Source organism: Bacillus sp. FSL L8-0152 (assembly GCF_038006365.1).
Lineage (GTDB): Bacteria > Bacillota > Bacilli > Bacillales > Bacillaceae_G > Bacillus_A > Bacillus_A cereus.
Genome location: NZ_JBBOVB010000001.1, coordinates 2818930 through 2838045, shown reverse-complemented (window position 1 = coordinate 2838045; position 19116 = coordinate 2818930). Strand labels below are relative to the sequence as shown.

The following is a 19116-nucleotide window of genomic DNA, read 5'->3' as shown; positions in this document are numbered from 1 at the left end:
CTAAATAGGATGCTTTTTATTTAACTTTATAATTCTTATTTTTAATATCTAGTATGGTTAAAAATAAGGCACTGAGAAATCTAAGTATAAGAATAAAAGTTAACCAGTTAAATGTATTGTTAATTATGAAGTAAAGATGATAGATAAATATATTCAAATTTTATTTTAAAATGTTAGGACTTTGTTTTACATGTTAGTAATAATTTCACTGTTTCTGCACAACTTCTGCACATACTCAGGTAATTTCTATGTCATGATATATTCATAAAGTGAAATATTTCACAAGAAAAATATAATTTCACTGCGGTGTATGCATAATTAACACATACATCGGTACAAGTTTGTCTCTTGTTATTCTTTTACATCAAAGCCCACATTCCACTACAAAGTATAACAAGAAGGAGACATGAACATGAATAATCGATTTTTAAAACAACTACAAAATATGAAAATGAACAAAAAAAGTTTAGGAGCTGTAGCATTAACAGCTGGAATTATTAGTACGACACTTATTCCTCAAAATGCTTATGCGCACGGTTTTGTTGAAAAGCCCGGCAGCCGATCCGCTTTATGTAGTTCAACTTATGGTGCGCTAAATGTAAACTGTGGAAGTGTTATGTATGAACCACAAAGTTTAGAAGCTCCAAAAGGTTTCCCACAAGGTGGTCCAGTAGATGGACAAATTGCTTCAGCAGGCGGAAAATTTGGTGGTATTTTAGATCAACAAACAGCAAATCGTTGGTTTAAAAATACAATCACTGGTGGGGAAAATACATTTACTTGGAAGTATACTGCGCCTCACTTAACGAGTAAGTGGCATTACTATATTACTAAAAAAGGATGGAATCCAAATAAAGCGCTAACAAGAGCAGATTTCGAACCAATTGGAACTGTACAACATGATGGTTCTGCAGCTTCAAATAATTTAACTCATAAAATCAATGTACCTACTGATCGTAGTGGATATCATGTGATTTTAGCAGTATGGGATGTAGCTGATACAGCAAATGCATTCTATAATGTAATTGATGTTAATCTTATTAATGATGTGAAACCAGACATAGAAGCGCCAAGTATTCCAAATGGACTTCAGACGCAAAAAGTAACAGCGAATAGTGTAGAACTAACATGGAACGCTTCTACGGATAATGTAGGGGTAAAAGGATATCAAATCTTCCGTAACGGAGAGATGATTGATACAGTACCAGGGACTCATTTTATTGATAAGAAGTTACAACCAAGTACAGAATACTCTTATACTGTAAAAGCAATTGACGCAGCTGGCAATGTATCGAAAGAAAGTACAGCGCTTACAGTAAAAACGACAGTTGAGACTCCTGATACAGAAGCACCAACACAACCAAAAGGATTACATAGTATGGGAACGACAGCGTCAAGTGTGGATTTAATGTGGAGTCCATCTGACGATAATATTGGTGTAGACCATTATGATATTTATAGAGAAACAGAAGGGTCAATGAAAAAGATTGCAACATTCAATACAACTTCTTATATGGATAAAAATCTGCTCGCTAATACTACTTATAAATATGTAGTGAAAGCTGTTGATGTAGCTGGAAATGAATCCGTACAGAGTGATATATTCACAATTACTACAAAAACTGAAAGCGCTTCACATGAAGCGTGGGATGCAAAAAAAGCATATAAAAAGGGAGATAGAGTTCTACACGAAGGAAAAGTATATGAAGCAGTCCAGAGTTATCAAGGAAATGGTGATCCGAACTGGATTTATGCATTATCATTATGGAAAACAGTGTAAGCTTTACCTAGATATGAACTAAGAGATGATGGGCTTTGATTTCAAAAGAGAATCTTGAGAATTCACTTTTCTATTAATAATAAAGGGTAGTGTATGAATACATAAGATTCATACACTACCCTTTTTATTATGATAACATTTTCGTCATAAGTATATGCGGAATGCCATCTTCCATAAATATATCAGAAGAAGTTTCATAACCTAATTTTTTATAAAATCCTTCAGCTTGTGTTTGCCCGTGTAGTTTCACTTTTGTAGCTTGTTCGTTACGAGCAATTTCTTCTAACGTTTGAATGATGACTTTACCTAATCCGTATGTACGATAATCTTTTAAAATGCAAATACGTTCTAATTTTCCGACGCCATCAACAAATCGTATACGCCCTGTACCTACAGGAAGCTCATTATAATAAACTAAAATATGTTTACATTGCTCTCCGATTTCATCGAATGTATCGAATTCATCTGCAAGAGGGACACCTTGTTCTTTTACAAATACTTCTTTTCGAATATGAAAGGCAGTTTCTAAATCAGCAAGTTCTGTTATAAGTTTGGATTGCAAAATGTTCAGTCCTTTCTAGTGTAATCAGCTTGTGTTTTCATAGTATATCATAATAAAGCGCTATTAAGAGAAGAACATACTAAAAAGCCAACTTTAAAAAGTTAGCTTTTATTACAATTCCTTTATCCCATTTTTAGCGCCGATAATTACTTTACTCGTCATACTTATAAACAACCCTGTTTCAACTACACCAGTAATCATTTTTAATTGAGTGTGTAAATGGGCAGGATTAGAAATACGATTAGGGAATATACAATCGATAATCATGTTATTGTTATCGGTTATATAGGTTTCATTATTTTTCAAACGTAATGTTGTTTGACATCCTAGAGACTGAATTTTATTTTCGGTTTGTTTCCATGAAAAAGGGATGATTTCAATAGGTAATGGAAAAGTACCTAAATGTGTTACAAGTTTCGATTCATCAGCAATGATAATTAGTTCTTTAGAGGAAGAGGCAACGATTTTTTCACGAAGTAATGCACCGCCACCGCCTTTTATAAGTTGTAAATTTGAATCAATTTCATCCGCTCCATCAATTGTAAGATCAAGACTTTGTACGTCGTTTAACGAAATTAGGGGGATATTTAGTTGATGTGCTAATGCTTCAGTTTCCTTTGATGTCGGTACAGCTTGAAATGATAATCCTTCTTTTACACGCTCACCTAATTTTTGTATTGTCCAATATACAGTAGAACCTGTACCAAGCCCAATCTTCATGCCATCATTTACAAAGTTAGCGGCATATTCGCCAGCGAGCTGTTTTAAATTCATCGCTTTACTCCGCCGGACGCGGTCCAGCATCAAGACCTGAATTTTCAACTGTAAGTACCGGACGAACGACTATATCTTTATGTACACGCATTTGACAAGATAATCGTAAATGATCTTCAATCCCTTTTTCCGTCATTGCATGTTTCTCATTCGCACTCGCTTCACAGAAATCACCTGCTAGTATTTCTACTCTACAAGTTGTGCAACGTGCATTCCCGCCGCAACGATGAAGAATGTTGACACCGCTATCTTCAATTGCTAATACTAACTTCGTTCCTTCTTTTACATCAAATGTTCCCGCACCTTCAATTGTTAATTTTGGCAAATTTGTTCCTCCTCATGTAAAATTGTACATAACATATTTATGACCGCGAATTATTGAACATAAACATTATTTTTTTATATCCCCGTAACTTTTTTTAATGTTGAATCGTTTATTAAGTAAGCGCTGAAAAGGAGTGGTTATTTTGTGCACAAAAGTAACTCATGTTTTAAAGAACCGTATCGATATGAATCATTCAAATATAAACTTTTTAATTGAACAATATGGAGAGTTAAAAAGATACTGTACTTTTTTAACGAAAAACAAATGGGATGGGGAAGATCTCGCCCAAGAAACAGTGTGTAAAGTGCTTCAAAAATATAGAAATAAAGATATTTGTATGACACTCGTCTATAAAATAGCAAGAAATCGTTGGTTAGATCAGATGAAGTCTAAGTCTGTTCATGAAAAAATAAGAGAACAAATCACTTTTGAAGAACCACATGAGAACATTGCAGATTTGCATGAAATGGTAGGGAAAGTATTGTCTTCATTAAATGTACAGCAATCCGCAATTTTATTATTAAAAGATGTTTTTCAATATAGTATCGCTGATATTGCTAAAGTGTGTTCTGTATCAGAAGGTGCAGTGAAAGCTTCTTTATTCCGGAGTAGAAATAGGCTGAAAACTGTAAGTGAAGAAGGGGTCGAGATAGTCGAATTCACAGATGATATGGAAGTTGTAGTAACGTCTATTCGAGAAGAGAGACCGGAATTATTAACGAAACTGCTTCCGTCAATAGATTTTACTAAGTTACCATCTAAACAGCCAGTCTTATTATTTAATGTGAAACAACCTTCTTCCTACAGTTGTATGCTTTGCGCAGCATAACAAGTATTGGAGGGATTTAAAATGAATGCAATTCCATATGTAGTAGAACAAACAAAATTAGGAGAACGTTCCTATGATATATATTCAAGGTTATTAAAAGACCGCATTATTATTATCGGTTCAGAAATTAATGATCAAGTAGCGAGTAGTGTCGTAGCTCAATTATTATTTTTAGAAGCAGAAGATGCAGAGAAAGATATATTCTTATACATCAATAGCCCCGGCGGTTCAACGACAGCAGGTTTTGCAATATTAGATACGATGAATTTAATTAAACCAGATGTGCAAACGCTGTGCATGGGCTTTGCGGCATCATTTGGTGCATTGCTATTATTATCTGGAGCAAAAGGAAAACGGTTTGCGCTCCCTAACAGTGAAATTATGATTCATCAGCCGCTTGGTGGTGCACAAGGGCAAGCAACAGAAATTGAAATAACTGCGAAAAGAATATTAAAGTTAAAGCATGATATTAATAAAATGATTGCAGAAAAAACAGGCCAACCGATTGAAAGAGTAGCACATGATACAGAAAGAGATTATTTTATGACTGCAGAAGAAGCGAAGGAATATGGGATTGTAGATGATGTTGTTACGAAAAAATAAGATGAAAAAGGCTAGAGGATATATTAATTCTCTAGCCTTTTTATTAATCCTTTACCCATTCATCAACTAATGCTTGATTTTTTTTAATCCATTTTCGCGCAGCTTCTTCAGGATCTTTTGTTTTATTTAACATGACCATTAACGTACCGAGCTGTTCATCGTTCATTTTCCATTTATCAAAGTATTTTATAACATCTGGGTGATCTTTTTCGAAACCTTTACGAACGGAGTAATAAATGTCATCTTTTTCACCATATACTTTCTTAGGGTCTTTTAAATATTTCAAGTCAAATTCTGAAAACCCCCAATGCGGATTCCAAAGCGTAACAGCGATTGGTTTCTTTTTTGTATATGCTTTCTTTAGTTCACTCATCATCGCAGCTTCAGAGGATTGGACAAGTTTTAGTTTTATATCATATTCTTTCATTGCTTTATTCGTTAAATTCATAAGACTACTACCGGGTTCGATACCGACAATTTTATTATCTAGTTCATCTTTATGAGCATTTAAATCTTCGATACTGTTTATATTTTTCATATAAGAAGGGACGACTAAACCTAGTCCAGTACCTTCGTACCATTTTGATTTTAAGACAATATCATCTTTATAACGATCGTTTAGCGGTTTATCTGTAACTGGTAGCCATACTTCTAAATTCGCATCAACATCGCCACGAGCAACACCAGTCCAAATTGCGGCTTTTTCTAAATACATGAGCTCAACTTTGTAGCCTTTTTCTTCTAATAAAACTTTCCACATGTTTGCAGTTGCAATATTTTCTTTCCAACTTGTTACACCAAGTTTAATTTTCCCTTTCGAATTTGCATTTGTTGCATTACATGAAGTGAAAATCATAGTAATAAATAATGCAAGGCATATAAACCAAATTTTCTTTCGCATTGAAAACCTCCTAAGTAACGTTTGCCTTATAAAATAAATGTATAAGTAAGCATTCTTATTATGAACGGAAACGAGAATTTTAAAGAAATCTTATGAATGTCATTTTTATGTAATATTTCTTTGTAAAATCGCAACACTATGTGAATAGATGGGTAGAAAAGGAGTAGTGACATGGATAATACAAAGGTGCGTGTTGAAAACGTAACAAAAGTATTCGGGAAACATCCGCAAAGAGCCCTTTCCTTATTAAAAGAAGGAAAAAGTAAATCGGAAATTTTAAAAGAGACAGGAATGAACGTTGGGGTGAAAAAAGCAACGTTTGAAGTATACTCTGGAGAAATTTTCGTTATTATGGGTTTGTCTGGTAGCGGGAAATCTACGCTAGTTCGTATGTTAAATCAATTGATTAAACCAACTGCAGGTCATATATACATAGATGGTGAAGACATCGCAACGATGGGAAAAGAAGAGTTACGGAGAGTAAGAAGAACGAAAATGAGTATGGTATTTCAGAAATTCGCTCTATTTCCGCATCGTACAGTTATACAAAATGTTGCATATGGTTTAGAAATACAAGGAGTTCCAGTTGAAGAGCGAGAGAAAAAAGCGTTAGAATCGCTACAGTTAGTAGGACTCGATCATCATAAAGATAATTATCCAAGTCAACTTAGTGGCGGTATGCAGCAGCGCGTTGGAATCGCCAGGGCACTAACGAATAATCCAGATGTATTACTAATGGACGAGTCATTCAGTGCATTAGATCCACTTATTCGAAAAGAAATGCAAGATGAATTGTTAGAGTTGCAAGATAAAATGGAAAAAACGATTATATTTATTACGCATGATTTAGATGAAGCGCTTCGAATTGGAGATCGTATCGCATTAATGAAAGATGGAGAAATCGTTCAAATTGGAACGCCAGAAGAAATTATGATGAGCCCCGCTAATGAATTTGTAGAAAAGTTTGTTGCGGACGTGAATTTAGGAAAAGTAATTACGGCGGAGTCTATTTTAAAACGACCAGAAACTTTATTAATTGATCGTGGACCTCGTGTAGCCCTTCAAATTATGAGGAATGCTGGTGTTTCAACTGTATATGTTGTAAACAAAAAGTATGAGTTTTTAGGTATATTAACTGCGGATGATGCGAGTAAGGCAGTACAAAAACAGTGGCCGATTGCTGATTTATTACTTAATGATATTCCGCATGTGTATTTAGATACTTTACTGGAAGAGACGTATGCAAAAATGGCGGAGATGAAATATCCGTTACCAGTAATCGATGAGAAGAAAAGGCTAAGAGGAATTATTAAACGTGAAAGTGTCATTCAAGCTCTTGCAGGAAACATTGAGGAAGAGGTGAAAGACGATGAATAGTATACCGCGTATTCCATTAGGGGAATGGGTCGACTCATTTGTTGCAAGTTTATATGAGCACTTTGAAGGCTTATTCCGAGGATTCTCTTATATTATTGGTGGATTCGTTGATTTACTCACTAATTTTTTAACAATAATACCTGCCATATTGATGATTATTATCTTATGTTTCCTCATTTGGTACACAACGAGAAAACCATCTTTAGTCATTTTTACGCTTATTGGATTATTATTTATTTTGAATATTAACTACTGGGCACAAACGATGCAAACATTGGCACTCGTACTTACGTCAGTTATTATTTCAATTATTGTTGGAATTCCAATTGGTATATTAGCATCTCAAAATGAACGTTTCTCAAAATTTTTAAAACCAACATTAGATTTTATGCAAACAATGCCTGCATTCGTATACCTTATTCCAGCGATCACATTTTTCGGAGTAGGTGTAGTACCTGGAATTATTGCATCAGTAATCTTTGCAATGCCACCGACAATTCGTTTTACTGATTTAGGAATTAGACAAGTTCCAGAAGATTTAATTGAAGCAGCGAATGCATTTGGATCCACTGCATCACAAAAACTATTTAAAGTACAATTACCACTTGCAACCGGAACGATTATGGCTGGTGTGAACCAAAGTATTATGCTTTCGTTATCGATGGTTGTAACAGCGTCACTTGTAGGAGCTCCTGGACTTGGAGTTGATGTATATCGCTCGGTAACACAAGTTAATATCGGAATGGGATTTGAAGCTGGATTAGCTATCGTAGTAATCGCAATTATATTAGACCGAATTACACAAGGGTTCCATACGAAAAGAAAATAATGACCAAAAAACACACTTTTATACTACAAAGTGTGTTTTTTATTGCATCCAGTTTACATACGAACGATAACCGAACCTCCAGCTGGTGCACAAACTTGGTTTTGCTGTTGTTCCATGGATTTAATTAATTGATTATTTTCTTCGATTAATGAGATTAATTTAGTTAATTGATTTTCAAGACTTGCAATACGCTGCATCATATATTGTGAATCATGATGCAATGTATTCCTTGCGGGATGAGGGGAATAAACATACTGTTGATTTATATTTGGATTCCAATGAGGATACATTTGAATCGTTCCTCCTTCAATAAATTACGAAGCTTTCTTATAGTAAATGCCTATATATATTTAATGGTTACTTGAAATTTTTTCATTATAAAAGGAGTATGTACAGAAAATGGAAAATATTATATATGAAGTTAAAGTGCATTTTTTGAAAAGATTCAAGCGAGATAGTGCGTATATTAATACATTTAAGTGAATGCATGTTGTTTAGGGAGAAATGATGGGAGGAGATGCAATTTTGGCTAAAAATAAAAAAAGAAATGATGCTTTGGCAATAGGTGTCGGTATAGGGGTTGTAATCGGTGTATTTCAAGGGCACTTTACAAATAATTTAGTAATCGGAATTGTGATTGGGATTATAATTGGGATTGCGTTTTTGAAGAAATAATGAGGTGTAAATTCATTTCAAAAATTGCTGTATAAAGAGAATGAAAATTCGGAATACGAAACTTATTTTTCCTTTTTTTGTGATATTATATATGAAAAGGATGGTGATGGATATGTCAACAAACAATCAAGTAGAACAAAACTGCTTCATTTGCGAAAAACATAAAGGAAATATTATAGTTCCAGGTGGAGCTATTTACGAAGATGAACTCGTTTACGTTGGACATGTCTACTGGGATAGTGAAGAAACATACCTAGGTTATGTAATGATAGATATAAAAAGACATGTACCTGGCCTTGCTGAACTAACAGATGAAGAAGCGAAAGCGTTCGGACTTATAACAAGTAGAGTAAGTAAAGCGCTAAAAGAAAGCGAAGGTGCAGAGCATATTTACACTTTTGTTTCAGGAAATGGTGTACCACATATGCATATGCACATTATTCCACGTTATCCAAATACACCAAAAGAATTTTGGTCACCAACCGAAGTAGCGAAATGGACTGGTGCACCATATGGTGATGAAGAGAAAATAAAAAAACTATGCGAAAGAATACGTAAGTATATGGTAAATGAGTATGCATACAACAAATAATACACAATATTCATGGGTTGGAAATATAGAAATGTGTTTAGGAGAAATTTCAGTTAAGCAATATGGTGATATTGTACTTGGTAAATATGGCGGGAATATAAGTGCTGGAGCGAAAAAGAATGAAGATGGTGTATTAGTTTGGTCAAATGGTGAATGGGAATTTGCAGCTATATTAGATGGACATAATAGTGCAGAAAGTGTTGATTTAGTAGTAAATACAATCGAAAAAGAATATGAAAATATAAAAGTAATTTTGAATGAACCAATTAATACAATGTTTCAATCTATTGAAAATCATATACTGACAATTTTTCAGTCATCTTCATTTAAGGAAAAGTGCAAAAGAATACAAGGTGAAACAGCTTGCTTACTATGTGTAAGAAAAGAAAATTATATATGGTGGCTTTCTATTGGTGATTGTTTAGTGTATGTATTTCATGAAGAGTTACATAAGTTAGGACAATATGCATTAAATCAACGTCATTTTTACGAATGGATTGGAAATGTAAACACATTTGATTTACCTGTTCCTTGTTATTCATCAGGTATTCGTGAATTACGTACTGGAAAGAACCGAATTGTAATGGTGACAGATGGAGTATTAGAATGCGGGGAACGCCGATATGAAACGCCAGTAAATCTGTATAATAATATGAATAGAAATAATAAAAAACTTGAAGAAAGTGTTCATCATGTATTAGAGCACGTTCATCATCAATTCGGACGCGATAGTGCGACTATAATTAGTTGGGACGTTGAAAATAAAGAGAGTGCTACGTATCCGAGTGATCAGCCGGAGAAAAGGTAAAGGAGGAGGCCTTTCTGTTTCTTTTGAAACTAATTGTCTTATTGTTATGGATTATAATTTTATTCTTTTTAGAAAAAATTGTGAGGAAGAAGTTAAATATACCGAGACAAACTGGATGGAATAGTAAATATGTCAGCCAATCACATAAATGGGGGCAATGGATTATCATTATTTCTTATGTAGTACTTATGATGATAGGTTCAATTTTGAATCCAATATACATGACTTATATACCAATTTTCTTTTTTATGACGTTGTACATTTTTCAAGGATATATGCAGTGGAAATATGATAGGAAAGCAAAAGAATATATTATTTCGTTTGGAATTGTTCCGTTACTAATAATTACAGGTTTTATTTTGAATGTATTCTATAATACGTATTGGTGATGAATGGTCATACAAATAAAGGGTGAGAAAATGATAAGACCACGTTTACGGGCTGAAGTAATGATTGTAAACGACGAACATTCAAAAGTACTAGTACAATGTGATGAGAATGAATCATTTTATCGTTTTCCAGGTGGCTCTATTGAATTTGGTGAAACGTCAAAAGAAGCAATAATTCGAGAGTTAATAGAAGAATACGATTTGAAAGTTGATGTTCAAGAGTTAGCAATTGTAAATGAACATATTTTTGAGTGGGGCAACGAAAATGGTCATCATTGTACATTGATACATTGGGGGACTGTTGAAAAAATCATTACAAATGAAATAAGGCATAAAGAGCATGAGGATATTATATTAATTTGGAAAAGTCTAGAGGAATTACAGGAGAAGCCGACATATCCTGAAGGCATCATAAGTTATTTAGAAGGGGATAACCGTAATATAGTCCAATTTATTTCAAGTAATTAAATGAAATAATAGGAGGGGTGAAAATGGGAGCTTCTACTTTTGGGATTATAACTATTGTTTTTTGTATAGCTGTCTACTTTCTCGATAAGTTTTTAAGAAAAAAATTGAATATGCCCAAGGGTGGTTTTTGGGGATATAAGAAACATGTAAATAGTTTACATAAAAAATTGGAAATAGGACTACTTTTTATTTATTTAATAACTAGCTTTATATTTATCTTTAAATTTGAAAGTGTTAATATCGCTTATGTCATTTTTACTTATTTAGGTGGGACGTTAATCTTAAGAGCATTGATGGAATGGAAGTATGATAAAGAATCGAAAGAATATATATTTTCGGTAATTGGGGTATTCACGTTTATTTTTATGACTTCGATACTATTTTACTTCTTTCCACCTGCTGTATAATAAAAATTTGATAGTACAAATAATGAAATAACTAATAAGCAAGAAACCATTTACTACTAAATGGTTTCTTGTTTATTTAAGCATTTATTTTAGTTAATATAGATGTAATGAAATTAGTTTTATCCTCTGCATACTTATGTTTATCAGTAGGATTAGCTTGTGAAAGTTGAATTTTTAACTGTTCATACTGCATGCGTGCAGTTTTATTGTCTTTTAAGTAATCACGAAATTGTAATTGTTCTATTAAATATGTATTCCTTTGTTCATATATACGAATTTTATGAGTTCTTGGTTCACTTTTATTAAAATAGTATCTTTCGGGTAATACTTCTTTTCTATATTTATAGTTTAGTAGTTCTAACTTTTTAATAAAATGTATACCGTCCGTATAATTTTCTAATTCAATTGCTATATCAATAATTGGCTTTGCACTTAAATATGGAATAGAAGTACTACCAATATGGTGTATCGCTAAAATATGTTCGCCAATTTGTTCCTCAATGATTTGTTTCTCTTTCATAAACTCAATTTCCCATTCTTCAGTCCACGGCACTAAAAACACTTTCCCATACGGTAAACCTAACATTTAATTAGCACCTCTTTCAAAATAGTTTTCAAAAAGTTTATTACATCTTCTTAAAGCTTCTCAAAACAAGGTGTTCCCACAATCTCCAAGGAAGAATCTTCTTCGTAAAGATCATAAATTTTACACCTTTTCCAATAGGATATCGTAAAGTAGTACGCTTTGTTTCAGCAATTTCAACGATTTTATTAGCAACATCTATCGGATTACCAAATGTATCACTACCGCTATTAATATGTTTTTGTATTTTATCCATATATTCTTTGTAAGGAGATGTTGTATCAGATTGGTTTTCAGCTAGTTGTTTACCAACCTCCCATATATTTGTATTGTAAGAACCAGGTTCAATTAAAGCGACATCTATTCCGAAAGGTTTTAATTCTAAGCGAAGCGATTCACTCCAGCCTTCTAATGCATATTTTGAAGATACATAAGGAGATAAACCAGGGAATCCAACTTGGCCGCTAGTGCTGCTTATATTAATGATTTTTCCACTTCTTTGTTTTCTCATATATGGTAAAACAAGCTGGGTAATTGATATAGCTCCAAAAAGGTTCGTTTCAAATTGCTTTCGATATTCGTCTACTGGGATTTCTTCTACAAAGCCCCCATTTGCATATCCTGCGTTATTTATAAGGAGATCTATTCTATTAATTTCTTTTAAAAACAATTGGAAATTATGTATAGAATTTTGATCTGTTACATCTAATTGTTGAACTTTTATATTGTGCTGTAAGTTAAGTTGAGTAACTTGGGATAGTAAGGTTCCTTGTTTTTCTAGGTTTCGCATTGTAGCGATAACTAAATAATCTTTTTTTGCGAGTTCGAGTGTAGTTAATAGTCCAAATCCACTTGAGGCTCCTGTAATTATTGCGATTTTTTTATTCATTTTCCGCCAGCTTTCTTTTTCTTTTATCATAACGAGTTATGATAAGAAAATCTATTATTCTTACATTTAGTATGAAATCAATTTGTATGTAAAAAAAGGGGATCATAGGGAATCAGCGTATATAGAGTAGTGTATATTAATATGATAATGAAATGAGGGAAGAAAAATGGTCCATGTAAAAGATGTATTAGCAGATCAGCTATTAGCGAATGCAAATGATCCCAGTTGGTATATGCCATTTTCAGATGCAGTTAAGGATTTATCTGAGAGGGAAGCTTTCTGGAAACCGAATGAAGAGAGTAATAGTATAGCTGAAATCGTACAACATTTACTGTATTGGAACTCTACGTGGCAAACTAGGTATAAAGAATCAAATGTGAATGCAGTACCCGCTATAGGAGATAATAACAAAAGTTTTATGCTCTCAGATAATCAAACTTTCGATGAATTACGGGAAAAACTACTAGAAAAACTGTTACAATGGCAAAATCTCATAAATGAAGAAAAGGTTGAAAGTGATGTAGTGGGATTTCCTGTTTCTGCAAAGTGGTGGGAAGTGCTAGCGAATGTAACAACTCATAATGCATATCATATTGGTCAAATTATTTACATCCGAAAATTACAGAAGAGCTTTGATAATGAATAAAGTAACAATTCTCTTATTAAGGGAACAAAGGTGGACAAAACGAGACAAACGTCTCATTTTGTCCACTTTTTTATTGTTAAAAGATAGAGAAAACCTATTAAAACAAGGATTCGAAATTGGCACAATACTTGCAATATAAAAGACGAACAAGAAAATAGGAGGGCTGGATATGTTAAAAACAACTGAAAGTAAAGGGAATGAAATTACGAAAGAACAAGCTCATTGGATGTACGAAAAAATGTTAGAAATTCGTAAGTTTGAAGATAAGGTGCATGAATTGTTCGCGCAAGGCGTTTTGCCAGGTTTCGTTCATTTATACGCAGGTGAAGAAGCGGTAGCAGTTGGTGTATGTGCCCACTTAACGGATAGTGACAGTATTACAAGTACACATAGAGGTCATGGACATTGTATCGCAAAAGGTTGTGATTTAAATGGTATGATGGCTGAACTTTTCGGGAAAGCGACAGGATTATGTAAAGGTAAAGGCGGTTCCATGCATATTGCCGATTTGGATAAAGGAATGCTTGGTGCGAATGGCATTGTAGGCGGGGGTTTCCCACTTGCTTGCGGTTCAGCATTAACAGCTAAATATAAAGGAACAAAAGATGTAAGTGTTTGCTTCTTCGGTGACGGAGCAAATAATGAAGGAACATTCCATGAAGGGGTTAATTTAGCGGCGATTTGGAAGTTACCAGTTATTTTTATTGCAGAAAATAACGGTTACGGTGAAGCAACTACATTTGAATATGCTTCAAGTTGTGATTCTATCGCTGATCGCGCAAAAGCTTATAATATTCCAGGTGTTCAAGTAGATGGAAAAGATCTTCTAGCTGTATATAAAGCTGCTGCAGAAGCAGTTGAACGTGCGCGTAATGGTGATGGTCCAACAATTATTGAATGTATGACATATCGTAATTATGGTCATTTCGAAGGTGAAGCGCAAACATATAAAACATCAGAAGAAAAAGAAGAACATTTAAACGAAAAAGATGCAATTGTGAATTTCCGTAAGCATTTAATTCATGAAGGTTTATTAACAGAATCTGAACTTGTTGATATGGAAAAAGCAGTAGATGATGCAGTACAAAGATCCATTGAATTTAGTGAAAATAGTCCATACCCAGACGATGAAGAATTATTAAAAGATGTATACGTTTCTTACAAATAAGAGGAGGGTGAAAAATTATGACTAGAACAGTAAGTATGTCAACTGCAATTAATGAAGCGATGAAAATCTCAATGCGTCGTGATGAAAATGTAATTTTAATAGGTGAAGATGTTGCAGGCGGTGCACAAGTTGATCACCTGCAAGATGATGAAGCTTGGGGTGGTGTTCTTGGTGTTACGAAAGGACTTGTACAAGAGTTTGGCCGAAATCGTATATTGGATACACCAATTTCTGAAGCGGGTTATATGGGAGCTGCGATGGCAGCTGCTGCAACTGGGTTACGTCCGATAGCTGAGTTAATGTTTAATGATTTTATCGGTAGTTGTCTTGACCAAGTATTAAACCAAGGTGCGAAATTCCGTTATATGTTTGGAGGTAAAGCAAAAGTACCCGTTACAGTACGTACGATGCATGGCGCTGGTTTTAGTGCAGCAGCTCAACATTCACAAAGTTTGTACGCATTATTTACGAGCATACCAGGTATTAAAGTTGTTGTTCCTTCCACACCGTATGATGCAAAAGGCTTATTATTAGCGGCAATTGAAGATGATGATCCAGTAATCTTCTTTGAGGATAAAACACTTTACAATATGAAAGGTGAAGTGCCAGAAGGATACTATACAATTCCATTAGGAAAAGCAGATATTAAACGGGAAGGTTCTGATGTAACAATTGTCGCAATCGGAAAGCAAGTTCATACAGCGCTTGCAGCTGCAAAGCAATTATCGAAAAAGGGGCTTGAAGTAGAAGTAATTGATCCACGATCTTTATCACCACTTGATGAAGATACTATTTTATCATCTGTTGAAAAAACAAATCGTCTTATCGTCATTGACGAAGCGAATCCTAGATGTAGTATTGCAACAGATATTGCGGCAATTGTAGCGGATAAAGGTTTTGATTTGTTAGATGCACCTATTAAACGAATTACAGCACCACATACACCTGTTCCGTTCTCACCACCACTTGAAAAGTTGTATTTGCCAACACCAGAAAAAGTAATTGAAACTGTATCAGAAATGATCGGAGACCAATCTTTATTACATGTGTAATAAAACGATGAGAAGGGAGAGAGAGACATGGCTGTAGAAGTTGTAATGCCGAAGTTAGGTATGGCGATGAAAGAAGGTATTATTACGAGCTGGAATATTAAAGCAGGCGATAATGTAGCAAAAGGAGAACTAATTGCTAGTATTAATTCAGAAAAAATTGAAACGGAAATTGAAGCGCCAGCTGATGGTACGGTACTTGATATAGCTGTAAGTGAAGATGAAGGAGTGCCGCCCGGTACTGTAATTTGCTACATCGGTAAACCGAATGAAAAGGTAGAAATGCAGGAAAGCACACATGTTGTAGAAGAAAAAACATCTAATATAGAAGTACAAAATGTACAAAATCAAGAAGCAAATGGGAAAGAAGTATCGAAGCAAAGAATTAAAATTTCACCTGTAGCCAAGAAAATTGCAAAGTCTGAAAATCTGAATATCAAGGTATTAGTTGGTACAGGTCCTGGCGGAAGGATTACAAAGGCAGATGTATTAAAAGCACTTGAGGTAAGAGTAAACGTTCCGGAAATATCTGAACGAGAAGAAAGTAAAGCGATTCCTGTTACTGGTATGCGTAAAGCAATCGCAAATCGTATGCACGCAAGCTTACAAAATAGCGCACAATTAACGTTAACGATGAAAGTAGATGTAACAGATTTAGTTGCTTTACATAAAGAAATAGCGGAAGTTGTACAAAAAAGATATGATAATAAATTAACTATTACGGATTTCGTCTCGCATGCTGTTGTATTAGCACTTGGAGAGCATAAAGAAATGAACAGCGCTTATATAGATGATGCAATTCATCAATTTGAACATGTGCATTTAGGCATGGCAGTCGCATTAGAAAAAGGGTTAGTCGTTCCAGCTATTCGCTTTGCAAATAATTTATCTTTAGTAGAGTTGTCTAAAGAGATTAAGAATGTGGCACAAAAGGCACGAGCAGGTAGCTTAAGTAGTGATGATATGCACGGAACGACATTTACAATTAGTAATTTAGGTAGCTTTGGTATTGAATATTTCACACCGGTATTAAATACACCTGAAACTGGTATTTTAGGTGTAGGTGCAATTGAACATGTTCCTGTATTTAAAGGGAAAAAATTAAGAAAAGGAAGTATGTTACCTTTAAGTTTAACATTCGATCATCGTGTATTAGACGGTGCACCAGCAGCTGCATTTTTACGCACAATTAAATATTATTTAGAAGAACCTATAACAATTCTTTTATAAAGAGAAGGTGAGAGAATGAGTAAATTAGTTGTTATTGGGGGCGGACCTGCTGGCTATGTAGCAGCAATTACCGCGGCTCAAAATGGCAAAGATGTCACTCTTATTGATGAAGCTGACCTTGGCGGAACATGTTTAAATGTTGGGTGTATGCCGACGAAATCACTGTTAGAAAGTGCTGAAGTACATGACATTGTGAGAAAAGCGAATGATTATGGGGTTACGCTTAATACAGGAAGTATATCAATTGATTGGGATCAAATACAGGCGAGGAAATCACAAATCGTAATGCAACTCGTCCAAGGAATACAATATTTAATGAAGAAAAATAAAATTAAAGTTGTAAAAGGAACAGCGAAATTCGAAACGGATCATCGTATGCGAGTTGTACAAGGAAATAAAGAAGAAGTAGTTGATGGAGAGAGCTTTATTATCGCAGCTGGTTCCGAACCTACAGAATTACTATTCGCTCCGTTTGATGGAAAATGGATTTTAAATAGTAGCCATGCCATGTCTCTTGAGAGTGTACCATCTTCATTGTTAATCGTTGGTGGTGGTGTAATAGGATGCGAGTTTGCAAGCATTTATAGTAGACTTGGCACAAAAGTATCGATAGTTGAAATGGCACCGCAATTAATACCTGGTGAAGATGAAGATATCGCGAATACTTTAAGAGAGAAATTAGAAAAAGATGGGGTGAAAATTTTTACGGGAGCAGTTTTAAAAGGTTTAAATAACTATAAGAAGCAAGCTTCATTTGAATACGAGGGAATTACTCACGAAGTAACTCCAGAATTTGTTCTTGTTTCTGTAGGAAGAAAACCACGAGTGCAACAATTAGGATTAGAAAAGGCAGGGGTTCAGTTTTCAAATAAAGGGATTGCTGTGAATGAACATATGCAAACGAACGTATCGCATATTTACGCAGCTGGTGATGTGATCGGTGGAATTCAGCTTGCTCACGTTGCCTTCCATGAAGGAACGACAGCAGCATTACACGCAAGCGGAGAAGACGTGAAAGTAAATTATCACGCTGTGCCCCGTTGTATATACACAGCTCCAGAAATAGCTAGTGTCGGGTTAAGTGAAAAAGGTGCAAGAGAACAATATGGTGATATTCTCATCGGAGAATTTCCTTTTACAGCGAACGGAAAAGCTCTTATTTTAGGAGAACAAGTAGGTAAAGTAAAAGTCATTGTAGAACCTAAATACCAAGAAATTGTAGGGATTTCTATTATCGGTCCTCATGCAACTGAACTTATTGGTCAAGGAACCATAATGATTCATACAGAAGTTACCGCTGATATAATGAGAGATTATATTGCAGCACACCCTACTTTATCAGAAGCAATTCATGAAGCGTTAATGCAAGCGGTAGGACATGCTGTACATGCTTAAATGGAAATATAATAAACCACTATTCTCTAAACAAATAAGAGAATAGTGGTTTGATTTTTTATTAATAGAATATCTTATTATTTTTTAATTTCAATCGCTGAAGTAATATCGTTCCAATCAGGAGCTAAATTAGCAGTTTTACCATACCAATCAGCGTGTTTAAATATAACACCTTTTCCATATCCTTGTGTTGAAGTGTGCTCCCAAAGTGTCGTTGAATAACTTGCAGAAGGTGACGCTGTACTTACAGAAGAAATTCTGTCATTCCAGCTAGATGGTAAGTTTTTAAAGCCGCTGCTCCAGTAAATATATTGACCACCTTTATCTTTATGTTCGTAAAAATCAGTACTACCAGCACCGCTACCTAAAGGATTAATATTATTTTTAATTGCTTTTTTATCCTTTGCAATATACGCATCCAATGTTTCACGGCTAGTAAAACCATAAGCTAGCCAATCTCCATTTTCATTTTGCTCTGGTAATACCATAGTAATTTGGATATCTTTCTTATCCTGATCACTTAATTTTGCAAATGAATTAACATTTTGTTCATCCACTTTTAAATAATCAAATGACTTAATTGTGTTACTTTTTTCCTCAGCACTTACTGCACCTAGTCCTCCAGTTAATGCAAAACCAGCTACTAATGTCCCTGCTACTAATTTCTTCAACATATAACCATCCCTTTTTGTTTGAATTTTTGTACAGGTGAATCTTGTACAGCTAAAATGTATTCTAATTTTATACTTTTGTAAATATTCTGAAGTTTTAGAAATAATAGGCGGAATATTTACATTTTTACATTATTTCTTTAGAAAAAATGGTTATTGGAATGAT

General features: G+C 34.3%; 25 protein-coding genes. 17 read left to right on the top strand and 8 right to left on the bottom strand.

Annotated features, from left to right (window positions below; genetic code table 11):
• The first annotated feature begins 412 nt into the window (after positions 1–412).
• Complete coding sequence (locus MHH27_RS14250; RefSeq protein ID WP_340943024.1) at positions 413–1780, top strand: lytic polysaccharide monooxygenase; 1368 nt, start codon at positions 413–415, stop codon at positions 1778–1780.
• A 127-nt stretch (positions 1781–1907) separates the two neighbouring features.
• Here the strand turns inward: MHH27_RS14250 and MHH27_RS14245 are convergent, their stop codons facing one another.
• From MHH27_RS14245 to MHH27_RS14235, 3 genes are all read right to left on the bottom strand, one after another.
• The gene (locus MHH27_RS14245; RefSeq protein WP_001190868.1) at positions 1908–2342 is read right to left on the bottom strand and encodes a GNAT family N-acetyltransferase; all 435 of its coding nucleotides are present in this window, start codon (positions 2340–2342) and stop codon (positions 1908–1910) included.
• Positions 2343–2453: 111 nt separating this feature from the next.
• Positions 2454–3116 carry a ribose 5-phosphate isomerase A gene (rpiA, locus tag MHH27_RS14240; protein ID WP_340943021.1) on the bottom strand — a complete coding sequence of 221 codons (663 nt, stop codon included), beginning with the start codon at positions 3114–3116 and terminating at the stop codon, positions 2454–2456.
• 4 nt (positions 3117–3120) lie between these two features.
• Entirely contained in the window at positions 3121–3441 is a 321-nt protein-coding gene (locus MHH27_RS14235) for a 2Fe-2S iron-sulfur cluster-binding protein (protein WP_001125388.1), read from the bottom strand.
• Positions 3442–3583: 142 nt separating this feature from the next.
• Here MHH27_RS14235 and MHH27_RS14230 point away from each other — a divergent pair, with 142 nt between their 5' ends.
• Together MHH27_RS14230 and clpP are read left to right on the top strand one after the other, a co-directional pair.
• A complete protein-coding gene (locus tag MHH27_RS14230; RefSeq protein ID WP_000337521.1) occupies positions 3584–4270 on the top strand; it encodes an RNA polymerase subunit sigma-70 in 687 nt (228 codons plus the stop codon).
• A gap of 21 nt (positions 4271–4291) precedes the next feature.
• Positions 4292–4873 carry an ATP-dependent Clp endopeptidase proteolytic subunit ClpP gene (clpP, locus tag MHH27_RS14225; protein ID WP_000991612.1) on the top strand — a complete coding sequence of 194 codons (582 nt, stop codon included), beginning with the start codon at positions 4292–4294 and terminating at the stop codon, positions 4871–4873.
• A gap of 43 nt (positions 4874–4916) precedes the next feature.
• Here the strand turns inward: clpP and MHH27_RS14220 are convergent, their stop codons facing one another.
• The gene (locus tag MHH27_RS14220; RefSeq protein ID WP_001227615.1) at positions 4917–5774 is read right to left on the bottom strand and encodes a glycine betaine ABC transporter substrate-binding protein; all 858 of its coding nucleotides are present in this window, start codon (positions 5772–5774) and stop codon (positions 4917–4919) included.
• A gap of 171 nt (positions 5775–5945) precedes the next feature.
• Here MHH27_RS14220 and MHH27_RS14215 point away from each other — a divergent pair, with 171 nt between their 5' ends.
• Both MHH27_RS14215 and MHH27_RS14210 read left to right on the top strand, forming a co-directional pair.
• Entirely contained in the window at positions 5946–7151 is a 1206-nt protein-coding gene (locus MHH27_RS14215) for a quaternary amine ABC transporter ATP-binding protein (RefSeq protein ID WP_000370606.1), read from the top strand.
• Complete coding sequence (locus MHH27_RS14210; protein ID WP_016081306.1) at positions 7144–7980, top strand: ABC transporter permease; 837 nt, start codon at positions 7144–7146, stop codon at positions 7978–7980. The genes MHH27_RS14215 and MHH27_RS14210 overlap by 8 nt, the downstream gene beginning before the upstream one ends.
• Positions 7981–8033: 53 nt before the next feature.
• Here the strand turns inward: MHH27_RS14210 and MHH27_RS14205 are convergent, their stop codons facing one another.
• Complete coding sequence (locus MHH27_RS14205) at positions 8034–8270, bottom strand: hypothetical protein (protein ID WP_141541686.1); 237 nt, start codon at positions 8268–8270, stop codon at positions 8034–8036.
• 217 nt (positions 8271–8487) lie between these two features.
• On the opposite strand from MHH27_RS14205, the gene MHH27_RS14200 reads away from it, so the two are divergent.
• The 6 genes from MHH27_RS14200 (at position 8488) to MHH27_RS14175 (ending at position 11319) form a co-directional block, all read left to right on the top strand.
• Positions 8488–8655: a hypothetical protein gene (locus MHH27_RS14200; protein WP_000508401.1), complete on the top strand. Its 168-nt coding sequence runs from the start codon at positions 8488–8490 to the stop codon at positions 8653–8655.
• Between the two features lie 91 nt (positions 8656–8746).
• On the top strand, positions 8747–9247 hold the full coding sequence (locus MHH27_RS14195; RefSeq protein ID WP_025118383.1) for an HIT family protein: 501 nt from the start codon (positions 8747–8749) through the stop codon (positions 9245–9247).
• Complete coding sequence (locus MHH27_RS14190; protein WP_340944845.1) at positions 9231–10055, top strand: PP2C family serine/threonine-protein phosphatase; 825 nt, start codon at positions 9231–9233, stop codon at positions 10053–10055. Before MHH27_RS14195 ends, MHH27_RS14190 begins: the two co-directional genes overlap by 17 nt.
• 23 nt (positions 10056–10078) lie before the next feature.
• Positions 10079–10444 carry a DUF4181 domain-containing protein gene (locus tag MHH27_RS14185; RefSeq protein ID WP_000767735.1) on the top strand — a complete coding sequence of 122 codons (366 nt, stop codon included), beginning with the start codon at positions 10079–10081 and terminating at the stop codon, positions 10442–10444.
• Positions 10445–10474: 30 nt separating this feature from the next.
• Positions 10475–10912: an NUDIX domain-containing protein gene (locus MHH27_RS14180; protein ID WP_000620919.1), complete on the top strand. Its 438-nt coding sequence runs from the start codon at positions 10475–10477 to the stop codon at positions 10910–10912.
• 23 nt (positions 10913–10935) lie between these two features.
• A complete protein-coding gene (locus tag MHH27_RS14175) occupies positions 10936–11319 on the top strand; it encodes a DUF4181 domain-containing protein (protein WP_000501282.1) in 384 nt (127 codons plus the stop codon).
• A gap of 76 nt (positions 11320–11395) precedes the next feature.
• Here MHH27_RS14175 and MHH27_RS14170 read toward each other — a convergent pair whose 3' ends face one another.
• Entirely contained in the window at positions 11396–11905 is a 510-nt protein-coding gene (locus tag MHH27_RS14170) for a GrpB family protein (protein WP_340943014.1), read from the bottom strand.
• A gap of 40 nt (positions 11906–11945) precedes the next feature.
• The gene (locus MHH27_RS14165; protein WP_340943011.1) at positions 11946–12791 is read right to left on the bottom strand and encodes an oxidoreductase; all 846 of its coding nucleotides are present in this window, start codon (positions 12789–12791) and stop codon (positions 11946–11948) included.
• Positions 12792–12957: 166 nt separating this feature from the next.
• On the opposite strand from MHH27_RS14165, the gene MHH27_RS14160 reads away from it, so the two are divergent.
• Genes MHH27_RS14160 through lpdA form a run of 6 tightly spaced genes read left to right on the top strand, consistent with a single transcriptional unit; the run spans position 12958 to position 18279 of the window.
• Positions 12958–13437 carry a DinB family protein gene (locus tag MHH27_RS14160; RefSeq protein WP_000233794.1) on the top strand — a complete coding sequence of 160 codons (480 nt, stop codon included), beginning with the start codon at positions 12958–12960 and terminating at the stop codon, positions 13435–13437.
• On the top strand, positions 13430–13576 hold the full coding sequence (locus MHH27_RS14155; RefSeq protein ID WP_001045415.1) for a hypothetical protein: 147 nt from the start codon (positions 13430–13432) through the stop codon (positions 13574–13576). The genes MHH27_RS14160 and MHH27_RS14155 overlap by 8 nt, the downstream gene beginning before the upstream one ends.
• Positions 13577–13606: 30 nt before the next feature.
• Positions 13607–14605: an acetoin:2,6-dichlorophenolindophenol oxidoreductase subunit alpha gene (gene acoA, locus MHH27_RS14150; RefSeq protein WP_000921262.1), complete on the top strand. Its 999-nt coding sequence runs from the start codon at positions 13607–13609 to the stop codon at positions 14603–14605.
• 17 nt (positions 14606–14622) lie between these two features.
• Positions 14623–15657 (top strand): acetoin:2,6-dichlorophenolindophenol oxidoreductase subunit beta, encoded by a 1035-nt coding sequence (gene acoB, locus MHH27_RS14145; RefSeq protein ID WP_000198898.1) that lies wholly within the window; start codon positions 14623–14625, stop codon positions 15655–15657.
• A 27-nt stretch (positions 15658–15684) separates the two neighbouring features.
• Positions 15685–16884: a dihydrolipoamide acetyltransferase family protein gene (locus MHH27_RS14140; protein WP_340943007.1), complete on the top strand. Its 1200-nt coding sequence runs from the start codon at positions 15685–15687 to the stop codon at positions 16882–16884.
• 15 nt (positions 16885–16899) lie between these two features.
• Positions 16900–18279, top strand: a complete 1380-nt coding sequence (gene lpdA / locus MHH27_RS14135; protein ID WP_000041188.1) for a dihydrolipoyl dehydrogenase — start codon at positions 16900–16902, stop codon at positions 18277–18279.
• Between the two features lie 77 nt (positions 18280–18356).
• Here lpdA and MHH27_RS14130 read toward each other — a convergent pair whose 3' ends face one another.
• A complete protein-coding gene (locus MHH27_RS14130) occupies positions 18357–18953 on the bottom strand; it encodes a hypothetical protein (RefSeq protein ID WP_000914433.1) in 597 nt (198 codons plus the stop codon).
• Positions 18954–19116 lie beyond the last annotated feature (163 nt).